Origin of the sequence: Streptomyces griseochromogenes, assembly GCF_001542625.1 — a bacterium.
Taxonomy (GTDB): Bacteria; Actinomycetota; Actinomycetes; order Streptomycetales; family Streptomycetaceae; genus Streptomyces; species Streptomyces griseochromogenes.
This window is the reverse complement of record NZ_CP016279.1, coordinates 2,314,255-2,336,436: the sequence shown is the minus strand read 5'-3', so window position 1 is coordinate 2,336,436 and position 22,182 is coordinate 2,314,255. Positions and strand designations below refer to the sequence as shown.

The 22,182-nt window shown below is 67.7% G+C and carries 1 protein-coding gene and 1 pseudogene; both read right to left on the bottom strand.

Features of this window, described 5'->3' with window-relative positions; genetic code table 11:
* Positions 1 to 9: 9 nt before the first annotated feature.
* Positions 10 to 15,153, bottom strand: a pseudogene (locus AVL59_RS54050) (SDR family NAD(P)-dependent oxidoreductase); the annotation flags it as partial.
* Entirely contained in the window at positions 15,090 to 22,076 is a 6,987-nt protein-coding gene (locus tag AVL59_RS55825) for a type I polyketide synthase (protein WP_261340673.1), read from the bottom strand. The gene AVL59_RS55825 and the pseudogene AVL59_RS54050, both read right to left, overlap by 64 nt.
* Positions 22,077 to 22,182: the final 106 nt, after the last annotated feature.

The window sequence follows — 22,182 nt, the reverse complement described above, 5'->3', positions numbered from 1 at the left end:
GCGGCGTACTCAGATTCCAAGCTGGTTATCGATGAAATCGAACATGTCGTCATCGCTGGCCGACTGAATCTTGTCGGCAACCGAGTCACCGTCGTCCCCGACTTCACTGGGTCCGCCGGCGTCGTTCAGCAGAGTAAGAATGTCCTTGAGCCGTGCTGTGACCCGCGTCCGTGCAGTGTCATCGCCAATGATCTCGGTGATCGAGGCTTCGAGCTTGTCGAGTCCGGAGTAGGCCGAGAGGGCGGTTGTTTCCTCCGTCGTCGAACCAAGCATTTCCTGCGCCAAGAACTCGGCCAGGGCTGTCGGGGTGGGGTAGTCGAAGACGGCCGTTGCCGGCAGGTGCAGACCGGTGGCGCTGTTCAGCCGGTTACGCAGTTCGACCGCGGTCAGGGAATCGAACCCGACATCACGGAACGTGCGACCGGCTTCGATGATGTCCGGTCCGGACATCCCCAGAACCAGAGCCGCTTGCTCCATGACCAGGTCCTGCAGCACGTCCTGCTGCTCGGCCGGGCTCAGTGCAGCCAAGCGCCCGGCCAGGGCATGGTCGCCGCCGGCAGCCGGGGCGCCGACCGTGCGGCGGGCCGGGGCGTTCGCACGGCCTGCCTGAACGAGAGCCGAGAGGAGCGGTGGGATCTCACCCGAGCGACGCAACGCGGCAAGGTCCAGCCGGGCCGCCACCAGCAACGGATCAACCGCCTCAACAGCAGCCGCGTCCAGCAACTCCAGACCCTCCGGCCCCGACAACGGCCGCAACCCCTGACGAGCCATCCGCTGCCAATCAGCATCCGTCAGCCCACCAGCCATCCCCTCATCCCACGGACCCCACGCCAACGACACACCAGACAAACCCTCACGACACCGATACGCAGCCAACGCATCCAAGAACGTATTCGCAGCCGCATAATTCGCCTGACCCGCATTACCGGTAACACCAGCAATCGACGAGAACAGAACGAACATATCCAGATCCAGATGACGAGTGAGCTCATGCAGGTGCCAGGCCGCATCAACCTTGGGCCGCATCACCGCTTCCACCCGCTCAGGCGTCAACGACACAGCCAACCCGTCATCAAGCACACCCGCCGCATGAACCACCCCGGTCAACGGCACCTCTGCAACAAGACCCGCCAACTGGTCACGGTCAGCGGCATCGCAAGCCGCAACCCTGACCTCAGCCCCCAACTGATGCAGTTCCGCCACCAGCTCCGGCATACCCGACGCGTCCATACCCCGGCGCGAGACCAGCAACAACCGCTGCGCCTGACCACTCACGACGAGGTGCCGGGCCACCAGCCTGCCCAACGCACCCGAAGCACCCGTGATCAGCACCGTACCCGTGTGCACCATCTGCCGGCCGGCACCAGCCGGAACGGTCAGTACGACCTTGCCGATGTGACGAGCCTGACTCAGGAACCGGAACGCATCCACCGCCCGCCGCACATCCCAGCACGCCACCGGCAACGGCCTGAGCACACCCCGAGCGAACAACTCCGTCAACGACGACAGCATCGCCCCGATCACACCCGGGTCCTGCTGCAACAGATCAAACGCCTGATACGCCACCCGATGCAGCCGCTCGACCTCCTCAGGATCACGGATATCGGTCTTGCCCATCTCCACAAACCGCCCACCGGGACGGGTCAAGCGCAGCGAAGCGTCCACGAACTCACCCGCCAGCGAGTCCAGCACCACATCCACACCACGCCCACCCGACACATCACGGAAAACCGCCTCGAACTCCGTCGTCCGCGACGAAGCGATGTGGGTTGTCTCGACGCCCAGCTCCCGCACGGCCACCCACTTCGACGGCGACGCCGTCGCGAACACCTCCGCACCCAGATGACGCGCCAACTGCACCGCGGCAATACCCACACCACCCGCAGCCGCATGAACCAACACCGACTCACCCGACTGCAAACCGGCCAGCTCCACCAACGCATACCAAGCCGTCAAAAACACCACCGGCGCCGCAGCCGCCTCCGCCATCGACCAACCAACCGGAACCGGCGCCAACAACCGCGCATCCGTCACCGCCTCCGCCGTAAACGCCCCCGAGAACAACCCCATCACCGCATCACCCGGCCGCAACCCACTCACCCCAGACCCCACCTCCAACACCACACCCGCACCCTCCAAACCAAGCAAACCCGCCTCACCCGGATACATCCCCAACACATTCAACACATCCCGGAAATTCACCCCCGCCGCACGCAACCCCACCCGCACCTCACCCACACCCAACTCACCCGCATCCGCAGGCGCCAGAACCAGATTGTCCAGCGTGCCCCGCTCACTGAACCCAAGACGCCAACCACCCTCCGCCGGAACCCGCAACCCCGGCACCGCACGCCCCAGACGCGGAACCCGCACCTGACCCGAACGCACCACGAACTGCGCCTCACCCGAGGCAACACCCGCCCGCAACACCACCTCCACACCAGCGTCAGCCACATCGTCAACGTCAGCCAGCAGCACACGACCCGGATTCTCCGACTGGATGGCCCGTACGAGACCCCACGCCGACGCACCCGCAACCTCGACCAACGTCTCAGAGCCGGCGTCCACCGCCCGCTCCGTCACCACCAACAACCGCGACCCCGACAACACATCCGCAGCCAACCACTCCCGCACCACACCAAGCACGCCCACCGCCACACCCCGAGCCGCCTCCGCAACACCCACCCCCGACTCCGGCACAGCACACACCACCACAACCTCAGGCACCTCACCACCCGCCTCCACCCCAGCCACCAACTCACCCACACCACCAACACCAACCCACACCCACCGCCCACCATCCGCCTGCTCAACAGACTCGACGGACTCCGCAGACAGGGCAGGCACCCACTCCACCCGGAACAACCCATCCCGAGCCCGCCCCCCAGCCAACGCATCAGCGGACATCGGCCGCAACACCAACGACCCCACCGAAGCAATCAACCCACCAACAGCATCCGCCAACGTGACAGACACACCCTCACCCGAAACCCCCGGAACGATCCGCACCCGCGCCGACACCGCACCCGCCGCATGCACCACCACATCACCCCACGCGAACGGCAACACCAACCCCTCACCACCAACACCCAAACCAGCCACATGCAACGCCGCATCCAACAAAGCCGGATGCAACCCAAACCCCGCAACCGTCACCCCCTCCGGCAACGCAACCTCAGCAAACAACTCCTCACCACGCCGCCACGCCGCCTGCGTCCCCCGAAACACCGGCCCATACACCAACCCACGCCGACCCAACCCACCATAGAAATCAGCCAAGTCCACCTCAACCGCACCCACCGGCGGCCACACCGCCAACTCCCCATCCCCAACCACAACTTCATCGACGCCCATATCGGCAGGTGCCACCACACCTGTCGCATGGCGGGTCCACTCGCCTCCGGACGCGTCCTCGGCCTGGGCGTAAACACCGAACTCCCGACGGCCGGCCTCGTCCGGCCCCTCCACGGTCACCTGGACTCGGACGCCGCCGCGTTCCGGCAGTGTCAGGGGGGTTTCGATGAGCAGTTCCTCGATCCGCCCGCACTCGGCTTCATCACCTGCGCGTACGGCCATCTCCAGCAGTGCCGCACCCGGCACCACCACCCGACCGGCCACCACATGGTCCGCCAGCCATGGCTGAGCGGAGAGGGACAACTGCCCGGTCAGCACCAGCCCACCGGTCGCGGGCAGCTCGACGGCCGCGCCCAGCAGCGGGTGACCGGAGCTCTCCAGGCCCAGGTGTTCGACCCGGCTCGCCGAGACCGCGTTCAGCCAGTACCGCTGACGCTGGAACGCATACGTGGGCAGATCGACGCGACGCGCGCCCGTCCGCGTGAAGATCTGCTCCCAGTCCACCGCCAGGCCCCGGACATGGACCTTGGCCACCGCCGTGAACAGCGCCCGAACCTCATCACGCCCCCGGCGCAGCACCGGCAGCCACACCTCACCGTTACCCGGCTCGCCGGCGTCACCGGCCTCGCTGGTGGTGCGGATCTGGGGGCCCATGCCCGACAGGACCCCGTCCGGACCTATCTCGACGAAGGTCCGCACACCACTCTCACGCAGCGCCGACACCGCATCAGCGAAACGGACCGCTTCGCGGACATGCGACACCCAGTACGCGGGGTCGGTGACCTCACTGGTCACGGGCTGTCCGGTCAGGGCGGAGACCATGGCCAGCTGGGGTGTCTGGTAGCCGACCGCGCTGACCACCTCGGCGAACCGTTCCAGCATCGGTTCCATCAGCGGGGAGTGGAACGCGTGCGACACCCGCAGACGCCTGGTACGCGCCCCTGCCTGGGCCAGCTCCTCCGCGACCGCCTCCACCTCGGCCTCAGCACCGGAAATCACCACAGCCCGGGGACCGTTCACCGCCGCGATCCCCACGAGGGCGCGGTCCTGGATCGCTTCGGCGACCTGCTCCTCCGTGGCCTCGACAGCGACCATCGCCCCGCCCGAAGGCAACTCCTGCATCAACCGACCACGCGCAGCCACAACCGCACACGCGTCCTCCAGGGACCACACCCCGGCCACATACGCAGCCGCCAGCTCACCGATCGAATGCCCCGCAACCACCTGCGGAGCAATCCCCCACGACTCCAGCAACCGGAACAGCGCCACCTCAACCGCGAACAGTCCCGCCTGCGCCCACACCGTCTCATCCACCAGACCCGCACCCACCCAGTCCGGCAGACCCTCACCCCGGACGACGGCAGCCACGGATCCGTTCAGATGCTCATCCAGACCCGCGCAGACGGCGTCGAACGCCTCGGCGAACACGGGGAACGCCTCATACAACTCCCGGCCCATACCCAGCCGCTGAGCACCCTGACCGGTGAACACAAAACCCACCTTGCCGACCGGGCCCACCACTCCCGTCACCACGCCCGCGACCTCACGCCCCTCGGCCAACGCACCCAGCCCCGCCAGGAGTTCCGCCTGGTCAGCGCCCAGCACCACCGCCCGGTGCTCCAACGCCGAACGGGTCCTGGCCAACGACCACCCCACGTCCGCCACACGCACATCTGCACGGTCCTGAAGGAATTCCGCGAGGCGTTCCGCCTGCGCCCCCAGTCCGATGGCCGACTGACCCGATACGACCCAGGGCACCACCGGCAGCGCACCCGCATCACCGTCGGCGGGGTCGGTGTCGGGGGTGTCGTCGGCGGGGGCCTGTTCGATGATCACGTGGGCGTTGGTGCCGGAGAACCCGAACGAGGACACACCCGCCCGCCGGGGACGCCCGGCATCCGGCCACGCCACCGCCTCCGTCACCAACCGCACCGCACCCGCATCCCAGTCGATGTGCGAAGACGGAGCATCCACATGCAACGTCGCCGGAACCACACCATGCTGCATCGCAGCAACCATCTTGATGATCCCCGCCACACCGGCCGCCGCCTGCGTATGACCGATGTTCGACTTCACCGAACCCAGCCACAACGGCCGCTCCACCGACCGGTCCTGGCCATACGTGGCGATCAGCGCCTGCGCCTCGATCGGATCACCCAGCCGCGTCCCCGTCCCGTGTCCCTCGACGACGTCCACGTCACCGGTGCCCAGACCCGCACTGGCCAGCGCCGAACGGATCACCCGCTGCTGAGCCGGACCATTCGGCGCCGTCAGCCCATTAGACGCACCATCCTGATTCATCGCACTCCCGGCCACCACCCCAAGAACCCGATGACCAAGACGCCGGGCATCCGAAAGCCGCTCCAACACCAGCACACCCACACCCTCACCCCACCCCGTACCATCCGCCCCCTGCGCATACGCCTTACACCGGCCATCCGCCGCCAACCCCCGCTGCCGCGAAAAATCAACAAACGTACCCGGCGTCGCCATCACCGTCACACCACCAGCCAACGCCAACGAACACTCACCCGACCGCAACGACTGCACCGCCAAATGCACCGCCACCAACGACGACGAACACGCCGTATCCACCGTCACCGCCGGACCCTCAAGACCCAACGCATACGCCACCCGCCCCGACGCCACCCCACCCGAACCACCCGTACCCAAATACCCCTCCACATCCCCCGACACCGCACCAAACTGCAAATAATCGTGATAGATCAAACCCGCAAACACACCCGTCGCCGACCCCCGCAAACCACCCGGATCAATCCCCGCATCCTCCAACGCCTCCCACGACGTCTCCAACAACAACCGCTGCTGCGGATCCATCGCCAACGCCTCACGCGGACTGATCCCGAAAAACCCCGCATCAAACTCCCCCGCCCCATACAAAAACCCACCCCGACCCGAATAACTCTTCCCCACCGCATCCGGATCCGGGTCATACACATCCCCACCCCAACCCCGATCCACCGGAAACTCCCCCACCGCATCCCCACCCGACACCAACAACCGCCAAAACTCCCCCGGAGACGACACACCCCCAGGAAAACGACACCCCATACCCACAATCACAAAACGATCATCATCATCCGACCCGCTAACCGGAACCAGACCATCCCGGCTGTCAGCGGTCTCGTCGGCCGCTTCGCCAAGCACCTCACCCAGCACAAACTCGGCCAGGGCTGTCGGGGTGGGGTAGTCGAAAACAGCGGTCGCCGGCAGACGGAGTCCCGTGGCAGTATTCAGCCGGTTTCGCAGCTCAACAGCCGTCAGGGAATCGAACCCGACATCACGGAACGTGCGACCGGAATCGATCGTCTCCGGCCCAGCCATACCCAGCACCAAAGCGGCCTGGCTCATCACCAGATCCTGAACCAATTCGGCCCGCTCATCAGAAGTGAGCACCGCAAGGCGAGAAGCCAGAGCGTTGTTGCTTTCGGCGGCCGGGGCGCCGACCGTGCGGCGGGCCGGGGCGTTCGAAGGCCCGGTGTGCGCCAGACCGGACAGCAACGGCGGGATCTCGCCCGAGCGACGCAACGTCGCAAGATCCAGCCGGGCCGCCACCAGCAACGGATCAACCGCCTCAACAGCAGCCGCGTCCAGCAACTCCAGACCCTCCGGCCCCGACAACGGCCGCAACCCCTGACGAGCCATCCGCTGCCAATCAGCATCCGTCAGCCCACCAGCCATCCCCTCATCCCACGGACCCCACGCCAACGACACACCAGACAAACCCTCACGACACCGATACGCAGCCAACGCATCCAAGAACGTATTCGCAGCCGCATAATTCGCCTGACCCGCATTACCGGTAACACCAGCAATCGACGAGAACAGAACGAACATATCCAGATCCAGATGACGAGTGAGCTCATGCAGGTGCCAGGCCGCATCAACCTTGGGCCGCATCACCGCTTCCACCCGCTCAGGCGTCAACGACACAGCCAACCCGTCATCAAGCACACCCGCCGCATGAACCACCCCGGTCAACGGCACCTCTGCAACAAGACCCGCCAACTGGTCACGGTCAGCGGCATCGCAAGCCGCAACCCTGACCTCAGCCCCCAACTGATGCAGTTCCGCCACCAGCTCCGGCATACCCGACGCGTCCATACCCCGGCGCGAGACCAGCAACAACCGCTGCGCCTGACCACTCACGACGAGGTGCCGGGCCACCAGCCTGCCCAACGCACCCGAAGCACCCGTGATCAGCACCGTACCCGTGTGCACCATCTGCCGGCCGGCACCAGCCGGAACGGTCAGTACGACCTTGCCGATGTGACGAGCCTGACTCAGGAACCGGAACGCATCCACCGCCCGCCGCACATCCCAGCACGCCACCGGCAACGGCCTGAGCACACCCCGAGCGAACAACTCCGTCAACGACGACAGCATCGCCCCGATCACACCCGGGTCCTGCTGCAACAGATCAAACGCCTGATACGCCACCCGATGCAGCCGCTCGACCTCCTCAGGATCACGGATATCAGTCTTGCCCATCTCCACAAACCGCCCACCGGGACGGGTCAGGCGCAGGGAAGCGTCCACGAACTCACCCGCCAGCGAGTCCAGCACCACATCCACACCACGCCCACCCGACACATCACGGAAAACCGCCTCGAACTCCGTCGTCCGCGACGAAGCAATATGCGAAGCGTCAACACCCAGCTCCCGCACGGCCGCCCACTTCGACGGCGACGCCGTCGCGAACACCTCCGCACCCAGATGACGCGCCAACTGCACCGCGGCAATACCCACACCACCCGCAGCCGCATGAACCAACACCGACTCACCCGACTGCAAACCGGCCAGCTCCACCAACGCATACCAAGCCGTCAAAAACACCACCGGCGCCGCAGCCGCCTCCGCCATCGACCAACCAACCGGAACCGGCGCCAACAACCGCGCATCCGTCACCGCCTCCGCCGTAAACGCCCCCGAGAACAACCCCATCACCGCATCACCCGGCCGCAACCCACTCACCCCAGACCCCACCTCCAACACCACACCCGCACCCTCCAAACCAAGCAAACCCGCCTCACCCGGATACATCCCCAACACATTCAACACATCCCGGAAATTCACCCCCGCCGCACGCAACCCCACCCGCACCTCACCCACACCCAACTCACCAGAGCCGGCAGGCGCCAGGACCAGATTGTCCAGCGTGCCCCGCTCACTGAACCCAAGACGCCAACCACCCTCCGCCGGAACCCGCAAACCCGGCACCGCACGCCCCAGACGCGGAACCCGCACCTGACCCGAACGCACCACGAACTGCGCCTCACCCGAGGCAACACCCGCCCGCAACACCCCCTCCACACCAGCGTCAGCCACATCGTCAACGTCAGCCAGCAGCACACGACCCGGATTCTCCGACTGGATGGCCCGTACGAGACCCCACGCCGACGCACCCGCAACCTCGACCAACGTCTCAGAGCCGGCGTCCACCGCCCGCTCCGTCACCACCAACAACCGCGACCCCGACAACACATCCGCAGCCAACCACTCCCGCACCACACCAAGAACGCCCACCGCCACACCCCGAGCCGCCTCCGCAACACCCACCCCCGACTCCGGCACAACACACACCACCACAACCTCAGGCACCCCACCACCCGCCTCCACCCCAGCCACCAACTCACCCACACCACCAACACCAACCCACACCCACCGCCCACCATCCGCCTGCTCAACAGACTCGACGGACTCCGCAGACAGGGCAGGCACCCACTCCACCCGGAACAACCCGTCCCGAGCCCGCCCCCCAGCCAACGCATCAGCGGACAACGGCCGCAACACCAACGACCCCACCGAAGCGATCAACCCACCAACCGCATCCGCCAACGTGACAGACACACCCTCACCACTCGGAGCCGGCCTCACCCGCACCCGCGCCACCGACGCACCCACCGCATGCAGACTCACCCGCCCCCACGCAAACGGAACCTCAGGCAACTCCCCACGCCCACCAACACCCACAATCACATGCAAAGCAGCATCCAACAGAGCCGGATGCAGACCAAACTCACCCGCACTCACGTCATCCGGCAACGCAACCTCAGCAAACAACTCCTCACCACGCCGCCACACCGCCCGCGTCCCCCGAAACACCGGCCCATACACAAGACCCACCTCAGCCAGCCCCGAATAGAACCCCGCCAGATCCACCTCAACCGCACCCACCGGCGGCCACACCGACAACCCATCAACCTCAACCCCAACAACACCGGCATCGGCATCGGCATCGGCATCGGCATCGGCATCGGCAGGCGCCACAACACCCACAGCATGCCGCACCCACTCACCCTCAACCCCGGCATCCTCAGCCTGAGCATAAACACCAACCACCCGACGGCCGGCCTCATCCGGCCCCTCCACCGTCACCTGCACCCGAACCCCACCACGACCCGCCAACACCAACGGCGCCTCAACAAGCAACTCCTCAACCAGCCCACAACCAGCCTCATCACCAGCACGCACAACCATCTCCAGCAGCGCCGCACCCGGCACCACCACCCGACCCGACACCACGTGATCCGCCAACCACGGCTGCGCAGCCAACGACAACCGCCCCGTCAACACCAGGCCACCGTTCGAGGGCAGGGTCACCGCCGCGCCCAGCAGCGGATGACGCGCCGGAGACTGTCCCAGCCCGGTCGCATCAATCAGGCCGGAACTCGCCGGCAGCCAGTACCGCTGACGCTGGAAGGCATACGTAGGCAGGTCGACCCGCTCCGCACCCCTCCCCGCGAACACCTGGTCCCAGTCCACCGCCAGGCCCCGGACATGGACCTTGGCCACCGCCGTGAACAGCGCCCGAACCTCACCACGCCCCCGGCGCAGCACCGGCAGCCACACCTCACCACCAGCGTCACCGGCACTGCGGGTCTGGGGGCCCATGCCCGACAGGACCCCGTCCGGACCGATCTCGATGAAGGTGCGTACGCCGTTGTCCCGTAGGGCGGAGACGGCGTCGGCGAAACGGACCGCTTCGCGGACATGCGACACCCAGTACGCGGGGTCGGTGACCTCACTGGTCACCGACTGTCCGGTCAGCGCCGACACCATGGCCAGCTGGGGTGTCCGGTAGCCGACCGAACCGACCACCTCGGCGAACCGTTCCAGCATCGGTTCCATCAGCGGGGAGTGGAACGCGTGCGACACTCGCAGACGCCTGGTGCGTGCCCCTGCCTGGGCCAGCTCCTCCGCGACCGCCTCCACCTCGGCCTCAGCACCGGAAATCACCACAGCCCGGGGACCGTTCACCGCCGCGATCCCCACGAGGGCGCGGTCCTGGATCGCTTCGGCGACCTGCTCCTCCGTGGCCTCGACAGCGACCATCGCCCCGCCCGAAGGCAACTCCTGCATCAACCGACCACGCGCGGCCACAACCGCACACGCGTCCTCCAGGGACCACACCCCGGCGACGTGGGCGGCGGCCAGTTCACCGATCGAGTGGCCGGCAACGACCTGCGGAGCAATCCCCCACGACTCCAGCAACCGGAACAGCGCCACCTCGACCGCGAACAGTCCCGCCTGCGCCCACACCGTCTCATCCACCAGACCCGCGCCCACCCAGTCCGGTCGGCCTTCACCCCGGATGACGGCGGCCACGGATCCGTTCAGATGCTCATCCAGACCCGCGCAGACGGCGTCGAAGGCCTCGGCGAACACGGGGAACGCCTCATACAACTCCCGGCCCATACCCAGCCGCTGAGCACCCTGACCGGTGAACACAAAGCCCACCTTGCCGACCGGGCCCACCACTCCGGTGACCACACCGGCGACCTCACGACCCTCGGCCAACGCACCCAGCCCCGCCAGGAGTTCCGCCTGGTCAGCGCCCAACACCACCGCCCGGTGCTCCAACGCCGAACGGGTCCTGGCCAACGACCACCCCACGTCCGTGGCGGTAGCGTCCTCGTGGTCCTGGATGTGTTCTGTGAGTCGTTCCGCCTGTGCGGCAAGTCCTTCAGGCGTGCGTCCCGACACGACCCAGGGCACGACCGGCAGCACACCGGCGGTGTCATCGGCAGGGCCGGTCGTGGGGTCGGTGCCGGGAGTGTCGTCGGCGGGGGCCTGTTCGATGATCACGTGCGCGTTGGTGCCGGAGAACCCGAACGAGGACACACCCGCCCGCCGGGGACGCCCGGCATCCGGCCACGCCACCGCCTCCGTCACCAACCGCACCGCACCCGCATCCCAGTCGATGTGCGAAGACGGAGCATCCACATGCAACGTCGCCGGAACCACACCATGCTGCATCGCAGCAACCATCTTGATGATCCCCGCCACACCGGCCGCCGCCTGCGTATGACCGATGTTCGACTTCACCGAACCCAGCCACAACGGCCGCTCCACCGACCGGTCCTGGCCATACGTGGCGATCAGCGCCTGCGCCTCGATCGGATCACCCAGCCGCGTCCCCGTCCCGTGTCCCTCGACGACGTCCACGTCACCGGTGCCCAGACCCGCACTGGCCAGCGCCGAACGGATCACCCGCTGCTGAGCCGGCCCATTCGGCGCCGTCAGCCCATTAGACGCACCATCCTGATTCATCGCACTCCCGGCCACCACCCCAAGAACCCGATGACCAAGACGCCGGGCATCCGAAAGCCGCTCCAACACCAACACACCCACACCCTCACCCCACCCCGTACCATCCGCCCCCTGCGCATACGCCTTACACCGGCCATCCGCCGCCAACCCCCGCTGCCGCGAAAAATCAACGAACGTACCCGGCGTCGCCATCACCGTCACACCACCAGCCAACGCCAACGAACACTCACCCGACCGCAACGACTGCACCGCCAAATGCACCGCCACCAACGACGACGAACACGCCGTATCCACCGTCACCGCCGGACCCTCAAGACCCAACGCATACGCCACCCGCCCCGACGCCACCCCACCCGAACCACCCGTACCCAAATACCCCTCCACATCCCCCGACACCGCACCAAACTGCAAATAATCGTGATAGATCAAACCCGCGAACACACCCGTCGCCGACCCCCGCAAACCACCCGGATCAATCCCCGCATCCTCCAACGCCTCCCACGACGTCTCCAACAACAACCGCTGCTGCGGATCCATCGCCAACGCCTCACGCGGACTGATCCCGAAAAACCCCGCATCAAACTCCCCCGCACCATACAAAAACCCACCCCGACCCGAATAACTCTTCCCCACCGCATCCGGATCCGGGTCATACACATCCCCACCCCAACCCCGATCCACCGGAAACTCCCCCACCGCATCCCCACCCGACACCAACAACCGCCAAAACTCCCCCGGAGACGACACACCCCCAGGAAAACGACACCCCATACCCACAATCACAAAACGATCATCATCAACCACAACCCCACCACCAGCAGGAATCACCGCCCCCACCGACACACCACCCACATCACCCAACACCTCACCCAGCACAAACTCGGCCAGTACCGCGGGAGTGGGGTAGTCGAAGATCACGGTCGCCGGCAGACGGAGGCCCGTGGCAGTATTCAGCCGGTTTCGCAGCTCAACAGCCGTCAGGGAATCGAACCCGACATCACGGAACGTGCGACCGGAATCGATCGTCTCCGGCCCAGCCATGCCCAGCACCAAAGCGGCCTGGCTCATCACCAGATCCTGAACCAATTCGGCCCGCTCATCAGAAGTGAGCACCGCAAGGCGAGAAGCCAGAGCATTACTGTCACCAGCGGCAGAATCACCGACCGTCCGGCGGGCCGGGGCGTTCGCACGGCCTGCCTGAACGAGAGCCGAGAGGAGCGGTGGGATCTCACCCGAGCGACGCAACGCGGCAAGGTCCAGCCGGGCCGCCACCAGCAACGGATCAACCGCCTCAACAGCAGCCGCGTCCAGCAACTCCAGACCCTCCGGCCCCGACAACGGCCGCAACCCCTGACGAGCCATCCGCTGCCAATCAGCATCCGTCAGCCCACCAGCCATCCCCTCATCCCACGGACCCCACGCCAACGACACACCAGACAAACCCTCACGACACCGATACGCAGCCAACGCATCCAAGAACGTATTCGCAGCCGCATAATTCGCCTGACCCGCATTACCCCAGACACCAGCAATCGAAGAAAACAGTACGAACGACTCCAGACCGGCATGACGAGTCAACTCATGCAGGTGCCAGGCCGCATCAACCTTGGGCCGCATCACCGCTTCCACCCGCTCAGGCGTCAACGACACAGCCAACCCGTCATCAAGCACACCCGCCGCATGAACCACCCCGGTCAACGGCACCTCTGCAACAAGACCCGCCAACTGGTCACGGTCAGCGGCATCGCAAGCCGCAACCCTGACCTCAGCCCCCAACTGATGCAGTTCCGCCACCAGCTCCGGCATACCCGACGCATCCAAACCCCGGCGCGAGACCAGCAACAACCGCTGCGCCTGACCACTCACGACGAGGTGCCGGGCCACCAGCCTGCCCAACGCACCCGAAGCACCCGTGATCAGCACCGTGCCGGCACGCCCCGACTCCCGCACGGGAACGGTCAGTACGACCTTGCCGATGTGACGAGCCTGACTCAGGAACCGGAACGCATCCACCGCCCGCCGCACATCCCAGCACGCCACCGGCAACGGCCTGAGCACACCCCGAGCGAACAACTCCGTCAACGACGACAGCATCGCCCCGATCACACCCGGGTCCTGCTGCAACAGATCAAACGCCTGATACGCCACCCGATGCAGCCGCTCGACCTCCTCAGGATCACGGATATCAGTCTTGCCCATCTCCACAAACCGCCCACCGGGACGGGTCAGGCGCAGGGAAGCGTCCACGAACTCACCCGCCAGCGAGTCCAGCACCACATCCACACCACGCCCACCCGACACATCACGGAAAACCGCCTCGAACTCCGTCGTCCGCGACGAAGCAATATGCGAAGCGTCAACACCCAGCTCCCGCACGGCCGCCCACTTCGACGGCGACGCCGTCGCGAACACCTCCGCACCCAGATGACGCGCCAACTGCACCGCGGCAATACCCACACCACCCGCAGCCGCATGAACCAACACCGACTCACCCGACTGCAAACCGGCCAGCTCCACCAACGCATACCAAGCCGTCAAAAACACCACCGGCGCCGCAGCCGCCTCCGCCATCGACCAACCAACCGGAACCGGCGCCAACAACCGCGCATCCGTCACCGCCTCCGCCGTAAACGCCCCCGAGAACAACCCCATCACCGCATCACCCGGCCGCAACCCACTCACCCCAGACCCCACCTCCAACACCACACCCGCACCCTCCAAACCAAGCAAACCCGCCTCACCCGGATACATCCCCAACACATTCAACACATCCCGGAAATTCACCCCCGCCGCACGCAACCCCACCCGCACCTCACCCACACCCAACTCACCCGCATCCGCAGGCGCCAGAACCAGATTGTCCAGCGTGCCCCGCTCACTGAACCCAAGACGCCAACCACCCTCCGCCGGAACCCGCAACCCCGGCACCGCACGCCCCAGACGCGGAACCCGCACCTGACCCGAACGCACCACGAACTGCGCCTCACCCGAGGCAACACCCGCCCGCAACACCACCTCCACACCAGCGTCAGCCACATCGTCAACGTCAGCCAGCAGCACACGACCCGGATTCTCCGACTGGATGGCCCGTACGAGACCCCACGCCGACGCACCCGCAACCTCGACCAACGTCTCAGAGCCGGCGTCCACCGCCCGCTCCGTCACCACCAACAACCGCGACCCCGACAACACATCCGCAGCCAACCACTCCCGCACCACACCAAGCACGCCCACCGCCACACCCCGAGCCGCCTCCGCAACACCCACCCCCGACTCCGGCACAACACACACCACCACAACCTCAGGCACCCCACCACCCGCCTCCACCCCAGCCACCAACTCACCCACACCACCAACACCAACCCACACCCACCGCCCACCATCCGCCTGCTCAACAGACTCGACGGACTCCGCAGACAGGGCAGGCACCCACTCCACCCGGAACAACCCGTCCCGAGCCCGCCCCCAGCCAACGCATCAGCGGACAACGGCCGCAACACCAACGACCCCACCGAAGCAATCAACCCACCAACAGCATCCGCCAAAACAAGCGACACACCCTCACCACTCGGAGCTGGCCTCACCCGCACCCGCGCCACCGACGCACCCACCGCATGCAGACTCACCCGCCCCCACGCAAACGGAACCTCAGGCAACTCCCCACGCCCACCAACACCCACAATCACATGCAAAGCAGCATCCAACAGAGCCGGATGCAGACCAAACTCACCCGCACTCACGTCATCCGGCAACGCAACCTCAGCAAACAACTCCTCACCACGCCGCCACACCGCCCGCGTCCCCCGAAACACCGGCCCATACACAAGACCCACCTCAGCCAGCCCCGAATAGAACCCCGCCAGATCCACCTCAACCGCACCCACCGGCGGCCACACCGACAACCCATCAACCTCAACCCCAACAACACCGGCACCGGCATCGGCATCGGCAGGCGCCACAACACCCACAGCATGCCGCACCCACTCACCCTCAACCCCGGCATCCTCAGCCTGAGCATAAACACCAACCACCCGACGGCCGGCCTCATCCGGCCCCTCCACCGTCACCTGCACCCGAACCCCACCACGACCCGCCAACACCAACGGCGCCTCAACAAGCAACTCCTCAACCAGCCCACAACCAGCCTCATCACCAGCACGCACAACCATCTCCAGCAGCGCCGCACCCGGCACCACCACCCGACCCCACACCACGTGATCCGCCAACCACGGCTGCGCAGCCAACGACAACCGACCCGTCAACACCAGGCCACCAGTGGCGGGCAGCTCGACGGCCGCGCCCAGCAGCGGGTGCCCGGAGCTCTCCAGACCCAGGTGCTCGGCCCGGCTCGCCGAGACCGGGGTCAGCCAGTACCGCTGACGCTGGAAGGCATACGTAGGCAGGTCGACCCGCTCCGCACCCCTCCCCGCGAACACCTGGTCCCAGTCCACCGCCAGGCCCCGGACATGGACCTTGGCCACCGCCGTGAACAGCGCCCGAACCTCACCACGCCCCCGGCGCAGCACCGGCAGCCACACCTCACCACCAGAGTCACCGGCACTGCGGGTCTGGGGGCCCATGCCCGACAGGACCCCGTCCGGACCGATCTCGACGAACGTGCGTACGCCGTTGTCCCGCAGGGCAGAGACGGCGTCGGCGAAACGAACCGCTTCGCGGACATGCGACACCCAGTACGCGGGGTCGGTGACCTCACTGGTCACCGACCGTCCGGTCAGCGCCGACACCATAGCCAGCCGCGGCTCCTGATAGCCGACCGAACCGACCACCTCGGCGAACCGCTCCAGCATCGGCTCCATCAACGGGGAGTGGAACGCGTGCGACACCCGCAAACGCCTGGTACGCGCCCCTGCCCGGGCCAGCTCCTCCGCAACCGCCTCCACCTCAGCCTCAGCACCAGAAATCACCACAGCCCGAGGGCCATTCACCGCCGCGATCCCCACCAAAGAACGACCCTGGATCGCTTCGGCGACCTGCTCCTCCGTGGCCTCGACAGCGACCATCGCCCCACCCGAAGGCAACTCCTGCATCAACCGACCACGCGCAGCCACAACCGCACAGGCATCCTCCAACGACCACACCCCGGCGACGTGGGCCGCCGCCAGTTCACCGATCGAGTGGCCGGCAACGACCTGCGGAGCAATCCCCCACGACTCCAGCAACCGGAACAGCGCCACCTCAACCGCGAACAATCCCGCCTGCGCCCACACCGTCTCATCCACCAGACCCGCACCCACCCAGTCCGGCAGACCCTCACCCCGGACGACGGCAGCCACAGAACCGTTCAGATGCTCATCCAGACCCGCACACACCGCATCGAACGCCCCGGCGAACACCGGGAACGCCTCATACAACTCCCGGCCCATACCCAGCCGCTGAGCACCCTGACCGGTGAACACAAAACCCACCTTGCCGACCGGGCCCACCACTCCCGTCACCACGCCCGCGACCTCACGACCCTCAGCGAGCGCGTCCAGCCCCGCCAGCAACTCCTCACGGTCGGACCCCAGCACCACCGCCCGGTGCTCCAACGCCGACCGCATCGCCACCAGCGACCGGCCCACACCGGCCACACCCGCATCCGCACGGCTCTGGACAAAGGCCGAGAGCTTTTCCGCCTGTGCGGCTAGCCCTGCAGCAGTGCGTCCCGACACCACCCAGGGCACCACCGGCGGCAGACCCGCATCGCCATCGGCAGGGTCGGCCTGCACAGCGTCGTCGGCGGGTGCCTGCTCGATGATCACGTGCGCGTTCGTGCCGCTGATGCCGAACGAGGACACGCCCGCGCGCCTGGGACGTCCGGCGTCCGGCCACGGCATCGTCTCCGTCACGAGCCGCACCGCGCCCGTGTCCCAGTCCACGTGCGAAGTCGGAGCATCCGCATGCAGCGTGGCCGGGACGACGCCGTGCTGCATCGCGGTGACCATCTTGATGATCCCCGCCACGCCGGCGGCCCACTGGGTGTGGCCGATGTTGGACTTCACCGAGCCGAGCCACAGCGGCTGTTCCTCCGGCCGGTCCTGGCCGTAGGTGGCGATCAGCGCCTGCGCCTCGATCGGGTCACCCAGCGGGGTCCCGGTCCCGTGTCCCTCGACGACGTCCACGTCACCGGTGCCCAGACCCGCACTGGCCAGCGCCGAACGGATCACCCGCTGCTGAGCCGGCCCATTCGGCGCGGTCAGTCCGTTGGACGCGCCGTCCTGGTTCACCGCGCTGCCGGAGACCACCGCCAGCACCTCGTGTCCGAGGCGCCGTGCCTCCGACAGGCGCTCCAGCAGGATGACGCCGGCGCCTTCGGCCATGCCCATGCCGTCGGCCTCGTCCGAGAAGGCCTTGCAGCGTCCGTCGGCCGCCAGTCCCTGCTGTCGGCTGAACCAGACGAGCCATGCCGGGGTGGCGTGTACGGTCACGCCGCCGACGAGCGCCAGCGAGCACTCGCCGGACCGCAGGGCCTGGGTGGCCAGATGCAGTGCCACCAGTGATGACGAGCAGGCCGTGTCCACGGTCACGGCGGGGCCTTCGAGGCCGAAGGTGTAGGCCACCCGGCCCGATATCACGCTGGGAGCGATGCCCGACTGCAGATGGCCTTCCAGGCCTTCGGGTGCGCCGGCGCCGTAGCCGGAGGCGGCCGCGCCCACGAACACGCCGGTAGCCGAGCCGCGCAGCCGTGCCGGGTCGATGCCCGCCCGTTCGAAGGCCTCCCAGGACATCTCCAGCAGGAGCCGCTGCTGCGGGTCCATCGCGAGCGCCTCGCGCGGGCTGATGCCGAAGAACGCCGCGTCGAACTCGCCCGCGCCTGATATGAACCCGCCCTCGCGGGCGTAGAAGGTTCCGGGGCGGGTCGAGTCGGGGTCGTAGAGTTCCGCGAGGTCCCAGCCGCGGTCGGTGGGGAGCTCGGCAACCCCGTCGCCGCCCTCGGCCAGCAGGGCCCACAGCTCCTCCGGGGCGCGCACGCCCCCGGGGAGCCGGCAGCTCATCGACACGATGGCGATCGGGTCGTCGGTGGGTGCGGCCGTGCGGGGCCGGGGCGCCGTCTCGTCCGGGGTCCCGAGCGCCTGGGCGCGCAGGAACTCGGTCAGCGCCGATGGGGTCGGGTAGTCGAAGATCAGGGTGGTGGGGAGCTGCAGGGCGACGGCGCTGCTCAGCCGGTTGCGCAGCTCCACGCCGGTGACGGAGTCGAAGCCCAGTTCCTTGAAGGTGTGGGCCGGTTCGATCGTCTGGGGCGAGGGGTGGCCGAGGATCGCCGCCGCGTGCCGCTGGATCAGGTCGAGGATCGTCTGCAGTTGTTCGGGTTCCGGCAGTTCCGCCAGGTGCCGCAGCGCCCCGGTGCCGGCCTTGGGCGCGGGAGACGTGGCCGGGAGGCCTGCCGACAGCGGGAGTTCGGCCATGTCCGGGCGGGCGCCGCCGTCGAGCCAGTACCGCTCGTGCTGGAAGGCGTACGTGGGCAGTTCCACCTGCCGCCGGGGCGGGAGGACCGCCGTCCAGTCGACGGGTGCGCCGTGGACGAACGCCTCGGCGAGCGAGGTGAGCAGGCGTGCCGCTCCGCCTTCGTCCCGGCGCAGGGTGCCGCACACGACGCCGGCGATGGTGCCCGGGCCCGCCTCCAGCGCGGCCTCTTCCAGGGTGTCGGTCATGGCACCCATGAGCACCGGGTGCGGGGAGATCTCCAGGAACACCTGGTGACCCATGCCGGACAGGATGCGTACGGCACGGTCGAAGTGGACCGGTGCGCGCAGGCTGCCGTACCAGTAGGCGGCGTCCAGCTCGGTGCCGGTCAGGACCTCGCCCGACATCGCGGAGACCATCGGGACGCGGCCCTGGCGGGGAGCGAGGCCGGCGAGGATCGAGAGGATCTCCTGTTCGAGCCGTTCGACCTGGGCGCAGTGCGAGGCGTAGTCCACGGCGACCATGCGGTGCCGTACGCTCTCGGCCTCGAGCTCCCGTGCCAGTTCCTCCAGCGCGGTCACCTCGCCGGAGACCACGATGGCCGCCGGGCCGTTGACCGCGGCCACCGACAGGCGGCCCTCCCAGCGGTCCAGGCGCTCCTCGACCTGGGCGGCCGGCTCGGTCACCGACAGCATCCCGCCGGCGCCCGACAGGACGCGCAGGGACTGCGAGCGCAGGGAGACCACCTTCGCGGCGTCCTCCAGGCCGAGCATGCCGGCCACCGTGGCGGCGGCGATCTCGCCCTGCGAGTGGCCCACTACCGCGTCCGGGGTCACGCCGGACGCCTCCCACACCGCGGCGAGGGAGACCATCACGGCCCACAGCACGGGCTGGACGACGTCCGCCGACTCCAGCTCAGGAGCCCCCGGCGCGCCGGCCAGGACCTCGGTCAGGGACCAGTCGACGTACGGGGCGAGTGCCTGCTCGCACTCGGTCAGGCGGGCGGCGAACACCGGGGAGGAGAGGGCCAGTTCGCGGCCCATGGCCGCCCACTGGGATCCTTGGCCGGGGAAGACGAAGGCGACCTGTGCGGCCGGTCGTGCCACACCCGACACGACCGATCCGGCCGGCACTCCACCGGCCAGGCTCCGCATTCCGGTGAGCAGGTCCTCGCGGTCGGTGCCGACCACCACGGCCCGGTGCTCGAACACCGACCGGGTCGCCGTCAACGACCAGGCCACGTCCGCCGGTTCCAGCTCCGGGCGGGCGGCCACCCACTCGTGCAACCGGTCGGCCTGGGCCGCCAGGCCGTCCGTCGAACGGCCCGAGATCACCCAGGCTTCCGCGCCCGACACCACCGGTGTCGTGGCCGGAGCACCCTCGTCGGCCGCGAGTTCGGCGGCCTGGGTCGCGGGCGCCTCCTCCAGGATGAGGTGGACGTTCGTGCCGCTCAGGCCGAATGCCGACACACCGGCGCGGCGGGCGCGCTCCCCCGCGGGCCACGGGACCGGTTCGGTCAGCAGCCGCACCTGCCCGGCCGACCAGTCCACGTGTGGTGAGGGTTCGTCCGCGTGGAGCATCGCGGGCAGCTGCTGGTTGCGCAGCGCCAGCACCATCTTGATCACGCCCGCCGCGCCGGCGGCCGCCTGGGTGTGCCCGATGTTGGATTTCACCGAGCCGAGCCACAACGGCCGTTCCCCCGGCCGTTCCTGGCCGTAGGTGGCGAGCAGCGCCTGGGCCTCGATCGGGTCGCCGAGCCTGGTCCCGGTGCCGTGCGCCTCCACCGCGTCCACGTCCTGGGCGGTGAGGCCGGCGTTGGACAGGGCCCGGCGGATGACCGCCTGCTGGGCCTGGCCGTTCGGGGCGGTCAGGCCTTCGCTGGTGCCGTCGGAGTTGATCGCCGATCCGCGCAGCACGGCGAGTACGCGGTGGCCGTTGCGGAGCGCGTCGCTCAGGCGCTCCAGGACGATCAGGCCGACGCCCTCGGACCAGACGGTGCCGTCCGCCGAGGCGGAGAACGGCTTGCACACGCCCTCGGGGGACAGTGCCCGCAGTCCGCTGAAGGCGACGAAGTTGCCCGGTGTGGACATCACGGAGACGCCGCCCGCGAGGGCCAGCGAGCAGTCGCCCTGCCGCAGGGCCTGTGCGGCGAGGTGAATGGCGACCAGGGAGCTGGAGGCGGAGGTGTCGACCGTGAGCGAAGGGCCGTGCAGGCCGAGGAGGTAGGAGATCCGGCCGGACATCACGCTGGTGGTCGTGCCGGTGAGCAGGTAGCCCTTGACGCTTTCCGGCGCGTCCTGGAGCCGCGGACCGTACTCTCGCGGCTCGGCGCCCACGAACACGCCGGTCCGGGTGTCCCGGACGGCGGCCGGGGTGAGGGCGGCGTGTTCCAGAGCCTCCCAGGAGGCTTCGAGCAGGAGACGTTGCTGAGGCTCCATCGACAGGGCCTCGCGGGGCGGGATGCCGAAGAATCCGGCATCGAAACCGGCGGCGTCCTCAAGGAAACCACCCCGGGTGAGATATGTCTTACCCGCGCTCGCCGGGTCCTCGCTGTAAAGGTTCTCGAGGTCCCAGTTCCGATCGGCGGGAAAGTCCGAGAGGACATCCCGCCGATCGGCGAGCAGTTTCCACAGCGCCTCCGGTGAGCGGACCCCACCGGGATACCGGCAGCTCATGCCGATGATCGCCAGGGGCTCCGCACCGGCTACCGCGAGTTCCGTCGCTGGCTCAACAGTCTCGTTCACAGATCCCTCGGCATTCCGGGATTGAGTCTTGTACCTGGTCGAAAACATTCCCGCAGGGAATGGAAACGGCTACTCATAAAGCGCGCCAGAGCCGTCAACGCCAGGT